Raw genomic sequence first — 12,000 nt, 5'->3', positions numbered from 1 at the left:
TCCTTCCTGGTGATGAGGGGCGAGCCTCCCCTCGCCCCGTCTCGGCATGAATTGGTTAGGAAACGGCGACAATGGAGCTGTCTCCGAGTAACTCTGAAACGACTTGAATCACTTTTTTCGGAGATGGTAGATAGAGGTCTTCCAGTACGGGTGAAAATGGCACCGGTGTATGGGGACCGGTAATCAGTTTGATGGGGGCATCCAACGTGTCAAATCCTTTGTCTGCGACCAGTGCTGCAATGTCCGTAGCCGCGCTGCATCGGGACGTAGCTTCGTCAATGACAATAAGGCGGTTGGTCTTGGCGACAGAAGCCAGGATGGTCTCTTCGTCGAGCGGAGACAGGCAACGCGGATCTACGACCTCTACCTCAATGCCCCGAGTGGCCAACTTTTCTGCTGCGGTCAGCGCGGTATGCACCTGCTTGCCAATGGCGACAATCGTCAAGTCGCTGCCTTCGCGTTTAATGTCTGCCTTGCCCAAGGGGATGAGGTAGCTCCCTTCCGGCACTTCGCCGGTCATGTTATACAGCGTTTTGTCTTCAAAGAACACGACGGGATCGTTATCTGCAATGGAGGCGAGCAACAGTCCCTTCGCATCAGCTGGGGTGGAGGGGATGACGACTTTCAGACCCGGAATGTGCGTGAACAAGGCGTATAGACTCTGCGAGTGTTGCGCGGCCGCACGAAATCCGGCCCCATGCGTGGTGCGAATGGTGACAGGCACCTCTGCTTTACCACCGAACATGTATCGAAGCTTCGCGGCCTGGTTCATCAGTTGGTCCAGGCAGCTTCCAATAAAGTCGTTGAACATCAACTCGGCAATTGGCCGCAAACCAGTTGCCGCGGCGGCAACCGCAGCTCCGATATATCCCGCTTCGCTGATGGGTGTATCGAGCACTCGTTCGCGACCAAACTTTTGAACTAAGCCCTTTGTGACACCGAGGACGCCACCCCACGCTTCGTCGTCCTGAAGGTGGTCCACCTGGGCGCCTCCTGCAACATCTTCTCCCATCAAGATAACGTTTTCATCTGCCTCCATCGCCAGCGTCAACGCTTCATTAATAGCTTCTGAAAAACTCATCTTTTTCGACATGTGTATCCCTCCATTCAATCTGACACGATGCTCAGTAGGAAACGTAGACATCCGTCCACAGTTCTTCTTCTGCTGGGAACGAGCTTTCTTCGGCAAATTGAATTGCGTGTTCAATCGCTTGTTCCACATTCGCATCAATGTCGGACAACTCTTGTTCCCGTACCACCTGATGCTCTACGAGATACCGCCTAAACTGGGAGATAGCGTCCAGCTCTTCCACGTGTAGGCGCCTTTCGTCCTTGGTTTTGTATTTCTGCGCATCCCCCTCAAAGTGACCGTAGTTTCGATAGGTCAGGCACTCAATCAGGGTTGGTCCTTCGCCGTTTCGCGCCCTCTGGATAGCTTGTGCAGCCGCTTGGTAGACTTCAATGACATCCTTGCCGTTTACGACCACGCCTGGAATGTTGTAGCCTGCTGCCCTGTCAGCAATTCGGGTGCAACTGGATGCGTAGGAAAAGGGTGTCGCCTCGCCATACCCGTTGTTTTCTGCGACAAAAATCACGGGAAGCTGCCAGATGGCGGCCAGATTGATGCCTTCGTGGAACGTTCCTTGGTTGTTCGCACCGTCCCCGAAGAAACAGACGGCGACATCGTGCGTCTTTTTCACTTTGGCCGTCAATCCGGCACCGCAAGCGAGCGTGAATCCACCGCCGACAATACCGTTGGCTCCGAGCATTCCCTTCGTTAAATCAGCGATGTGCATGGAACCGCCCTTGCCTTTGCACAAGCCCGTCGCCTTGCCGTAGATTTCCGCCATCATGCCGTCGAGGTCACATCCCTTGGCAATGCAGTGACCGTGTCCCCGGTGGGTGCTTGTGATATAGTCCGTTTCGGCGAGATGAGCGCAGACACCAACAGCAATGGCTTCCTCACCGGCGTATAAGTGAACAAATCCTGGTAACTTGCCCTTTGCGAACAAGTCGTGCACGGCGTCTTCAAACTTTCGAATCTCAACCATCTTTTGGTACATCCACACAGCTTTGTCGTGTGTCAAGGCGGGTTGGATGACTTGAGTCATACTCACGATTCCATTCCTCCTGTGAATTGATTTCAAAAATTTCAGTTTCCATTTGAAAGGTTGCCAGGTCAGCGATTTGCAAAGTCACGACGAACGACTTCGTGGAATGTTGCAATTCGCTGAGCGAAAGGTTGACCACCTCCCGCCACCCTTACATAGCAAGATCCTTGCCAACCGAGCTCACCGACGTTTCGCCGCACATGCCTCGGGTTCATGGCGGCCATTGGCTTGGCGTGTGTGAAACAAAAAGAGACAAAGCGAGATCACTGTCTCACTTTGTCTCTTTTTGTCCTGGCACTCTGAGCGAAGCTTACAAGCCGAACTTCCGTATTCTTCGATAAAACGTGCTACGAGGGATGTTCAACAGTTGTGCAGCCTTCGTGACATTGCCTCCTGTTTGCTCGAGCGCTTGCAGCATCGCCGCCTTCTGCAGGCGTTGGCGGCACGAGAGGGCGCCTACTCTTGTATCCTGGATCTTCGTTTGTGGAGTCTGATCCTCCCGGTTTGCATACGCATCTTCCAGCCATTGTGGTACGTGAGTGATATTCGGCCTGCCACCATCCGCATGAATTCGAATTTGTTCCAGGACGTTGAACAACTCCCGCACATTTCCTGGCCAATCGTGATTCATCAACCTATGAGTGATTTCTTCAGGCATGTGGATGGGCCAATTTCGCTGCATACAGTAGTACCGTACCAAATGCGGGATATCTTCCTTGCGTGACCGCAGGGGAGGAACGTGCAACGGATACACGTGGATTCGATAATATAGGTCCTCCCGAAACTGACCGGTCTTGACTAACTCCCAAAGGTCTCGGTTGCTAGCCGCAATCAGTCGAAAGTCTAAGGCCACAGGCTTCTCTCCACCAATTGGGACGACTTCTCGTTCTTGCAGAACGCGAAGAAGGGCAACCTGCATGGCCTCTGGCATCGCTTCTACTTCATCGAGAAACAGGGTTCCACCATGCGCTTGTTGAAGCTTTCCTTTATACCCTCCCTTGCGTGCCCCGGTGAAGGCACCTTCGGTGTAGCCAAAGAGCTCGCTTTCCATGAGGTTGTCTGGAATCGCCCCGCAGTTGAGGGCCACAAAGGGTCCGTGAGAACGCAAGCTGTGTTTGTGAATGGTTTTGGCGATGAGTTCCTTCCCAGTTCCGCTTTCACCCGAGATGAGGACGGATGTATCCATTCTTGCGACGCGACAAGCGTCACGAAGCAATTGGCCGAACACATCACTCACACCGACTTCTCCAGGAAAGTGGTATACCGAATATGGGGAATCCATACTAGCTACTCTTCGCTTCGACGGTAAAACGTTTACACGATATCCAAGCAGATATGGAATGGGCGACGTTTCTCCGTGTGTCGGTGACTGAGACGCTAACGGCTGCCGATGCGCAACCGTGTATCCTTCAGCAAGCAGCCAATCAAGCGGTTTCTGAAACCATCGGCTGCCTGTCCAATCGATGTCCCGACTGACACCGATAATCCGGTGCTTCCTATCGATGATCACGGTATGAGTTACATTGGGATGGCGAAGTAAAGCGCTGGACTCACGGAGAAGTTCCAGTAGGATGGATTGTTCCCGACTACGCCAATCCTGCTCAATCGCGTATGCAGTCATCGTAACTGATCCGAGCATCTCAACATTGGCGGCCTCTACAGGACCAGATATGTCAATCACCCCACGGAGTTGTCCATCCGCATCATGAATGGGGGCGGCCGCACAACTCCAATCCTGGGAAGCCACTGCATAGTGCTCGCAACCGACCAGCAACATCGGTTCGTTGCTGATCAACGCATTTCCAATGGCGTTCGTGCCCACCTCATTTTCGGTCCAACGTACACCTTCGACGAAATTTATCTCTTTTGCCTTTTTTGTAATATCGGCGACGCCCATCGCGGAGATCACGTATCCATCTTCATCAGTCAGCAACACCATCGCTCCTGTGCCGCGGACGGAATGATAGAGGGATTTCAAATGCGGCGTTGCCACTTCCAGGAATGTTGCGTTTTCCTTTTTCTTCTTCCGAAGCTCTTCCCCTGATAAGATTTCGCTTCCATTGCCGCTGTAGGGATTCACCCCCATTTTTCTGCACCGCAACCAAGACTCGCACATGTTTCGGTGGAGGCGGTATGGATCTAACACGCCCTCGCGGACAAATCGTTGCCAAACGTCTTTTGAGAGGAATTGACCGACCATGTCAAATTCACCCCATTCCAGAACGGCTTGGAGATTTAGGCGACGAGTCAACTGATTATGATGTTAGTATAGTCTATATAGATGAAATTATCAGTTATATTGCGGCAATCGATATTGTAGATGGGTCCCTATAGACAAAGGTCAGATATGTCGCGTTTGGAGACGGCTTTTCATACAGTTTGTCGCGGTTGGACACGCAGGCATTGATTTATGATGGTGGCAAGAGTCGTCGGAAGAGGTGAGAGCATGGCGAAACAACTCGGCAATACCGAGACGAGTCAAGCGTGGCTGGAAAAAGATCGGAAATATGTGTGGCATCAGATGATGCCGTATACCGCCAGCCAAAATCCGATGCTTGTCAGTCGTGGGGAAGGCCCCTGGATTATCGATGAAAGTGGCAATCGATACCTGGACGCCATGTCGGGGTTGTGGTGCATCAACTTGGGATATTCCAATCGAGAATTGGCCCAAGCGGCTTTTGATCAGATGGTGGAGATGCCGTATTATCCGCTCACCCACAGCCACAAACCGGCTATTCAGTTGAGCGAAAAGCTCAACCACTGGCTGAAGGGAGATTATCGGATCTTTTTCTCCAACAGCGGATCGGAAGCGAACGAAGTCGCTTTTAAAATCGCGCGGCAATTCCATGAGCAGAACGGTCAACCGTCAAGATGGAAAATCATCTCTCGCTATCGGGCCTATCACGGAAACTCGATGGGTGCGTTGGCGGCCACGGGGCAGTTCGAGCGGAAGTACAAATACGAGCCACTCGCACCCGGATTTCTCCATGTCCCGCCGCCGGACTGCTATCGATGCCCATTTGGCCGCAAGCCAGAGGCATGCCATCTGGAGTGTGCCGAAATCTACGACCAAGTCATCAACTGGGAAGTCCCGGAGACGGTGGCGGCGGTCATCATGGAACCGGTCATCACGGGCGGTGGCATGATTGTCCCACCTCCGGAATATTTGAAACGGGTGCGCGAAATTTGTGATAAGTACGGTGTTCTGTTGATTGTGGACGAAGTAATCTGTGGATTCGGCAGATCCGGAAAGCCGTTTGGACACCAGAACTTCAACGTGACCCCTGATATCGTGACCATGGCGAAGGGGATTACAAGCGGGTATTTACCTTTGTCTGCGACCGCGGTACGGGCGGAACTGTTCGATGTGTTCCGCGACGACAAGCAATACGCGCACTTCCGTCACGTGAACACATTTGGTGGCAACCCTGTCGCTTGCGCATTGGCTGTGCGAACACTGGAGATCATGGAAGAGCAAAATCTGGTACAAAGAGCGGCAGACCTCGGTGCCGCCCTTCAGAAGAAGTTGCAAGTCTTATCGAATCATCCGAACGTGGGCGACTTGCGGCATTTCGGGTTCTTGGCGGGCATTGAGCTGGTCGTGGATAAATCGTCGAAGACACCGGCGCCTGCGGATTTCGTGGGGAAAGTAATTGCCGAGTGCAAGAACAACGGCGTGCTGATTGGCAAGAACGGAGACACGGTGCGCAACCTCAGCAACGTACTGACGCTGTGCCCACCGTTGATTGTCAGTGACGACGAGCTTGCGTTGATTGCCGATACGGTGATTCAGGCGATTGAACGGGTTGGAGCAGCAACAACGGTTTGAGCTCGAGTGAACGATAGAGACAGAGAGACAGGGGCAACTCAACGCCATCGAACGATGTGTTGTGACGGCTGCCTCTGTTTTAGGCGAAGGCGTTATTGTACAGGAAGAAATACAGGGAAACGTGTAGGCCCAAGCGCTGGACGGGGTCTTCGAGGTCGACCTGCAACAGTTGATTGAGTAGTTTGAGCCGGTGGTACAGCGTTTGCCTGTGGATGAACAGTTGTTCTGCGGTTTTTTGCTTGGAGCGGTCGCAGTCCAAATAGACCTTCAGGGTTCGCAACAAGTCTGAATGGTGTTTGCGGTCGTATTCCAATATCTTCTGGATATCCATGGTGATCCATTCCCGCGCATCATCACTGTTGTTGAGATACGGGGCCCACCGATACACGCCGGAATCATCGTAAAAGTGCACTTCCTTTGGGAACGCTTTTCGGCGAATGTTCCATGCCATGACGGCGGTCTTGTAGCTTGCAGCCAAATCGGTGGCAGAGACTTCGTGTCCCACGCCCACTTCCATCTCAGAGCGAAGTCCGCTGCGAGCCAACGCTTGTTTGAATTGCTGAACGGCGGATTCAATTTTTGACTTTGGGGACTGTGTCGAGTTGTCCCATTCCAGCACAGCGACAGTCATATCCTGTCGGACGGACAGATACGGGCGGAATCCCTCTTTCGAGAACGCCAGTCGCATCATCATCGCCAAGTCTGTTTTGCGGATGACCCAGTCTGTTTCATCTGTGGCCGTCGTCGACGAGGTAGCAGTTGGAGTGGACAGCGTACCCATACCCATGGGGTCTGTGCACGTGATGACGGCAACGCGGAATCGTTTATGGCGGACGCGGGCGTCCTTCATGAAGGTGGGTAACTCTGCCTCATCGTTGCGGACCATTCGTTCCACCCAGTCCGCTTCGCGAAACAGCTGACGTTCTTCCATAGACAATCGACGAAATTCGTCGAGAGACAGCGCGTTGGTGACTCTGTCTGTCATGAGCAACAAATAGTCGTCCACTTGACTGCGATTCACGAACATCGCGAATGTACCGCGAGGCATGCCCAAGACCATTGCGGACTGTAAAATGACGGCATCGCCGAATGTCCGCAAGGTCACACACGTATCGGGAATATCCCGGATTTCGGGTTCAATGAGGGGATCGGCCTCCATTGGGAAGTACGTAGACCACTCCGCTAAAAGATGGCTGCTGTTGACGGTGTGGGTACCTACGGCGACGGGCCGCAGTCCGGTTCGAGCATACATGACGGTGCATCTCGTCGACTCGTGAATCAACTGAAGCATTTGCGACGTCCCCATGGCACTTACGGTGAGTTGTTGCAACTTTCTTGATAATCCTTCCAAATCGTCAATGAGTTTGTGGTGTCGGCTTAAAATCAGCCGGTGTATATCCTGCGTGATATCGACGAAGTGGACCTGTGTGGAAAATACAATGAGCGGAAATTGGTGCATCTCTGCAAAATCCAAGACATCCTGTGGAATGTCCGACACGGCCGTCCCCAATTCGACGCACAATCCGGTCGCGCCCCCCTGGATGAGCTGTTGCACGTATTGGAAGAATCCGTGTTGCCGCTGGACAAAGCCAAGCCCGGTGCTCAGAACCAATTCACCGCCGCGGATGAGGTTCTGCGGTTCCGGTACATCCAATATGTGCACCCATGTGACGTGGCGATTCAGCCCGGATGCACCTGCCACAACATGCGCATCTCGAAAAACAGGTCGTTTTAGGATATCTGTCACTGTGATGGGACCGTACATCAAATCACTCCGGGGATGCTGATATAGTCTGTCTATTTACAATAGTTGAAGATCCGAGTGGCGTCCATGTCTTGGGCATTTCATGAGCTTTCAGCGATTTGCAAAGCGGGTCAATGTGCAAATCGCGCCATTCTACGTTGAAAGTGAGACGAGAGCGATGAGGGCATCGACAGAAGTACAAACGGTAAAGAATTTGATAGGGGGACAGTGGGTGGAATCCACATCTGACAAACAGGTGGAGGTTCCAAACCCCGCAACAGGTGAGACGGTGGCTTACGTACCGTTGTCCAATCGGGACGATTTGGAGAAAGCGGTGGCAGCTGCAAAAAGCGCTTATACGACCTGGAGTCAAACGCCGGTTCCAAAACGCGCACGCGTCTTGTTCCGGTACCAGCAGATACTTGTGGATCACTGGGAGGAGCTTGCCGAACTTATCACCATAGAGAACGGGAAGAGCTACAAGGAAGCCTACGGTGAAGTTCAACGTGGCATCGAATGTGTGGAGTTTGCTGCAGGCGCGCCCACGCTGATGATGGGCACACAGCTTCCGGATATTGCAACGGATATCGAGTCGGGAATGTACCGCTACCCGATTGGCGTGGTGGGTGGGATTACCCCGTTCAACTTCCCGATGATGGTGCCGTGTTGGATGTATCCCCTTGCCATCGCCTGTGGGAACACCTTCGTGTTGAAGCCTTCCGAGCGGACGCCTCTGAGTGCCATTCGCCTGGCTGAACTGCTTGCAGAAGCCGGTTTGCCGGACGGAGTCCTCAACATTGTCCACGGTGCACATGACGTGGTGAATGAAATCCTGGAGCACAAGGACGTGACTGCCGTTTCCTTTGTGGGTTCACAGCCGGTCGCCGAATACGTGTACAAGACGGCAGCTGCCAACGGGAAGCGCGTTCAGGCATTGGCGGGGGCGAAGAACCATACCATTGTCATGCCGGACGCCAACCTGGACCTTGCAGTGAAAGAGATCATTGGTGCGGCTTTCGGCTCTGCAGGCGAGCGCTGCATGGCATGTTCCGTGGTGGTGGCGGTTGGCGATGTGGCGGATCAACTCGTACCCAAGTTAGTGGCTGCCGCCAATGAAATCACCATCGGCAACGGGCTGGACGAAGATGTGTTTCTGGGTCCGGTGATTCGTGAGGCGCATCGGAACAGGACGGTCGAGTACATTGAGATGGGTGAAAAAGAGGGTGCGATTCTGGTCCGCGATGGTCGGAAGGACGACGTGGCTGCGGCTGGGGACGGATACTTTATTGGGCCGACCATCTTTGATCATGTGAAGCCCGGTATGAAAATCCGGCAAGATGAAATTTTCGCTCCGGTGCTCAGCATAGTGAGAGCCGAAGATTTGGATGAAGCCATTCAAGTTGCGAATCAGTCCGAGTTCGCGAACGGTGCGTGCCTGTTCACAGACAGTGCCAAAGTGGTTCGGAAGTTCAGGCAGGACATTGATGCAGGGATGCTTGGCGTGAACGTTGGCGTTCCGGCGCCCATGGCATTCTTCCCATTCTCCGGATGGAAGAAGTCCTTCTACGGGGATCTTCACGCAAACGGCCGTGACGGTGTCGAATTCTACACGCGCAGAAAAATGATGACGGCACGATATGTCTAATCCGTAGAGACAGAGTTGGATTGGCATTGAGTCCCCTTTGGGTCTAGAACCAAGTCACAATGAGCGACAGACATGTCCTGTCGCTCATTGTGTTGTGGGAGGAGCTTCGCGTTTCGAGGTTTCCTATCTCCACAGTATCCTCAACACTGACATGGTATATTGTCGTTAAACGTGCTGAACTCGATGTTCGTCGTTTTTTTGCACATCGCTGATGAGATGTAAGTATGCCGAAGGGTGGAGCTGGAATGACGAAATTGTTCATCGATTGCGATCCAGGCTTGGACGATGCGATTGCGATATTGCTGGCGGGGAAAGCGGAAAACCTGCAACTCTGCGGTGTTTCCACCGTCGCGGGGAACCAGACCGTGGCTAAGACGACGGAAAATGCCCGGCGTATCGTCGGTTTAGGTAACCTACAGTGTCCCGTGGTCCAGGGCGCAGCGAGGCCTCTGTTGCGTGAGCCCATCATAGCGGACGACGTACACGGCGAGTCGGGGTTGGGTGGAGCCGAATTGCCACCTGTTGATGCACCGCTTGCGGCTGAGAACGCCATTCTGTGGCTGGCCCAACAACTCCTGAACGAAGAGGAGCCAGTGACGCTGGTTTCGATTGGGCCAATGACCAACACTGCGCTACTGCTGTCCACCTTTCCAGATGTGAAAAAGAAGATTCAACGCATTGTCATGATGGGCGGCTCGGTTGGACAAGGCAATGTGACGCCGTCTGCCGAGTTTAACGTGTTGGCGGATCCGGAGGCTGCGAAAATTGTGTTCCAATCTGGGGTGCCGGTGAACATGGTCGGATTGGATGTCACGTATCAAGTTCTAGCTACCCCATCCATCGTGGAGAAAATCCGCAAACTGAACAACTCCGTCAGCGAGTACGTCAGCACCTGGCTCACAGATTACATCAACGCGTACTACAAAACGCACGGTATCGAAGGTGGGGCACTACATGATCCTTTGGCAGTGGCAGTCCTCATGGACAGCGACGTGGTTCAGTTCGAGGAAATGTACGTGGACGTGGAGACGCGCGGTGATCTCACTTACGGCCGTACCGTCTGCGCCCGGAAGGGTCAAACTGGAAAGGCGCCAAACGCGCAGGTCGCAGTGGGGGTGAAGCCGGACTTGTTTTGGGACATGTTGTTCGCGGTCCTGATGCGGTACTAGGAATAGAAGGGGAGCGGTAGGGCCATCCACAAAATCTATTTCAAGTGAACGTTGTTCGTCGAGATTTTGCAAATCACTGACTTGCAAATACTTTATAAACTATTTATTAAAAATAATGTATTGAGTAATTCACTCCAAAAAATGAACCGGGAAACCTGCGTACGTGTTGATCCACACAAAAACGGGGGGATTTCGATGAAAGCGATATCAAGATGGTTAGTTGCTGGAGTTTCCAGCCTGATGCTCTTCTCCACCACAGCATGTGGTAGCACGGACAATAGTAGCAATACCAGTAACCCAAAGGGGCCAGTCACCATCACCTTCGGAACATGGGGCGGCGCGGAAGAAGACGCGCAGCTCCACAAAATCATCGACAAGATCAATGCAGAACACAAGAATGAGTTTCAAATCAAGGAATTGAATGTACCGTCCAACTACGACCAGAAACTGAAGACGCAGGTTGCAGCAGGCACAGCCCCAGACATTTTCTATCTTCCCGACGGAGAAGCGGCTACATATGCAGCAAACGGCGTGTTGTTGAACTTGCAGCCCTATCTGGACAAATACAAGAGTCAGTACACGGTGGCAGACATCAACAACTATTACCCTGCGACGTTGAAAAACGATGTTTACCAGGGCTCGTACTACGCCTTGCCGTGGATCGGTCAACCGACTGTGATGTACTACAACCCGGAAATCTTTAAGCAGGCTGGACTGTCTGAGCCGAAATCCGGTTGGACGTGGGACGATTTCCTGAAAGACTGTGAGGTCATCAAGCAGAAGACCGGGAAGTATGGATTCCTCCTCTCGAACGGTTGGCCGCCGGTATACGACTTCATCTGGTCTTACGGAGGAGACTTCTGGAACAAAGATCTGACCAAGAGCACGTTCGACTCGCCCCAAACCATCAAAGCGCTGACCTTGTTGCACACGCTAGTGACTGAAAAGTTGGTACCGAGCCAGGCAGAGTTGGCCAATGTCGATATTGAAGATTTGTTCCGCCAAGGCAAAGTTGCCATGTTCATGGGCGGAGCGGCCGACGGTAACTATGCAGCCCAGGGATTCACAGCGAAAGTCGCCGTGTTGCCGAAAGGTACGCAACAAGTGACTGACCTCGGGATTGACGACATGGCCATCAACGCGCATACCAAAGTTGACAAGGAAACCGTGTTCAAAGCCTACATGGCACTACTGGATGCCATTGACCATTGGAAAATTGTCCCGCCCATCAAGCAATACGCAGCAAACCTGGAACAGATGGACGTGCCGGATGCGCCGGGAGGTCACACTCCGGCAGACAGGGTACAGCCGATTCTGGATTCCATGAAAGTTGCACGTTTGTACCAGACATTGCCCAACCCGACGGCGATGCAAAACTTCTGGAACGTGCTTGCGAACGATGTGTACGAGCCGTTGTTGATGAATACGTCGACACCGGAAGAGATTGCGAAAAAGACGCAAGCGGATCTCGATGCCCTGCTCAAATAACTGATGTGGATTTG

At 52.9% G+C, this 12,000-nt stretch carries 8 protein-coding genes; 4 read left to right on the top strand and 4 right to left on the bottom strand.

Annotation, left to right across the window (positions count from 1 at the left end; all coding sequences use genetic code 11):
* Positions 1 to 55: 55 nt before the first annotated feature.
* The 3 genes from YWK_RS0115250 to YWK_RS0115240 form a co-directional block, all read right to left on the bottom strand.
* Positions 56 to 1,093: an alpha-ketoacid dehydrogenase subunit beta gene (locus tag YWK_RS0115250; protein ID WP_026965476.1), complete on the bottom strand. Its 1,038-nt coding sequence runs from the start codon at positions 1,091 to 1,093 to the stop codon at positions 56 to 58.
* Between the two features lie 31 nt (positions 1,094 to 1,124).
* Positions 1,125 to 2,111: a thiamine pyrophosphate-dependent dehydrogenase E1 component subunit alpha gene (locus tag YWK_RS0115245; RefSeq protein ID WP_156909173.1), complete on the bottom strand. Its 987-nt coding sequence runs from the start codon at positions 2,109 to 2,111 to the stop codon at positions 1,125 to 1,127.
* A 310-nt stretch (positions 2,112 to 2,421) separates the two neighbouring features.
* On the bottom strand, positions 2,422 to 4,311 hold the full coding sequence (locus tag YWK_RS0115240; RefSeq protein WP_026965474.1) for a sigma-54-dependent Fis family transcriptional regulator: 1,890 nt from the start codon (positions 4,309 to 4,311) through the stop codon (positions 2,422 to 2,424).
* Between the two features lie 246 nt (positions 4,312 to 4,557).
* Here YWK_RS0115240 and YWK_RS0115235 point away from each other — a divergent pair, with 246 nt between their 5' ends.
* Positions 4,558 to 5,940, top strand: a complete 1,383-nt coding sequence (locus tag YWK_RS0115235) for an aspartate aminotransferase family protein (RefSeq protein ID WP_026965473.1) — start codon at positions 4,558 to 4,560, stop codon at positions 5,938 to 5,940.
* A gap of 79 nt (positions 5,941 to 6,019) precedes the next feature.
* Here YWK_RS0115235 and YWK_RS21160 read toward each other — a convergent pair whose 3' ends face one another.
* Complete coding sequence (locus YWK_RS21160) at positions 6,020 to 7,705, bottom strand: PucR family transcriptional regulator (RefSeq protein WP_026965472.1); 1,686 nt, start codon at positions 7,703 to 7,705, stop codon at positions 6,020 to 6,022.
* 157 nt (positions 7,706 to 7,862) lie between these two features.
* On the opposite strand from YWK_RS21160, the gene YWK_RS0115225 reads away from it, so the two are divergent.
* From YWK_RS0115225 to YWK_RS0115215, 3 genes are all read left to right on the top strand, one after another.
* Complete coding sequence (locus YWK_RS0115225; RefSeq protein WP_026965471.1) at positions 7,863 to 9,329, top strand: CoA-acylating methylmalonate-semialdehyde dehydrogenase; 1,467 nt, start codon at positions 7,863 to 7,865, stop codon at positions 9,327 to 9,329.
* Positions 9,330 to 9,574: 245 nt separating this feature from the next.
* Entirely contained in the window at positions 9,575 to 10,498 is a 924-nt protein-coding gene (locus tag YWK_RS0115220; RefSeq protein WP_026965470.1) for a nucleoside hydrolase, read from the top strand.
* A gap of 195 nt (positions 10,499 to 10,693) precedes the next feature.
* Positions 10,694 to 11,986 carry an ABC transporter substrate-binding protein gene (locus tag YWK_RS0115215; RefSeq protein WP_169727197.1) on the top strand — a complete coding sequence of 431 codons (1,293 nt, stop codon included), beginning with the start codon at positions 10,694 to 10,696 and terminating at the stop codon, positions 11,984 to 11,986.
* Positions 11,987 to 12,000: the final 14 nt, after the last annotated feature.

Origin of the sequence: Alicyclobacillus pomorum DSM 14955 (genome assembly GCF_000472905.1) — a bacterium.
Taxonomy (GTDB): Bacteria; Bacillota; Bacilli; order Alicyclobacillales; family Alicyclobacillaceae; genus Alicyclobacillus_A; species Alicyclobacillus_A pomorum.
This window is presented reverse-complemented; position numbering and strand designations above follow the sequence as displayed.

Bases quoted from the DNA above. Each gene is read 5' to 3' on its own strand.
- YWK_RS0115250 (WP_026965476.1), bottom strand. From the start codon at position 1,093: ATGTCGAAAAAGATGAGTTTTTCAGAAGCTATTAATGAAGCGTTGACG.
- YWK_RS0115215 (WP_169727197.1), top strand. From the start codon at position 10,694: ATGAAAGCGATATCAAGATGGTTAGTTGCTGGAGTTTCCAGCCTGATG.
- YWK_RS0115245 (WP_156909173.1), bottom strand. From the start codon at position 2,111: ATGACTCAAGTCATCCAACCCGCCTTGACACACGACAAAGCTGTGTGG.
- YWK_RS0115240 (WP_026965474.1), bottom strand. From the start codon at position 4,311: ATGGTCGGTCAATTCCTCTCAAAAGACGTTTGGCAACGATTTGTCCGC.
- YWK_RS0115235 (WP_026965473.1), top strand. From the start codon at position 4,558: ATGGCGAAACAACTCGGCAATACCGAGACGAGTCAAGCGTGGCTGGAA.
- YWK_RS0115225 (WP_026965471.1), top strand. From the start codon at position 7,863: ATGAGGGCATCGACAGAAGTACAAACGGTAAAGAATTTGATAGGGGGA.
- YWK_RS0115220 (WP_026965470.1), top strand. From the start codon at position 9,575: ATGACGAAATTGTTCATCGATTGCGATCCAGGCTTGGACGATGCGATT.
- YWK_RS21160 (WP_026965472.1), bottom strand. From the start codon at position 7,705: ATGTACGGTCCCATCACAGTGACAGATATCCTAAAACGACCTGTTTTT.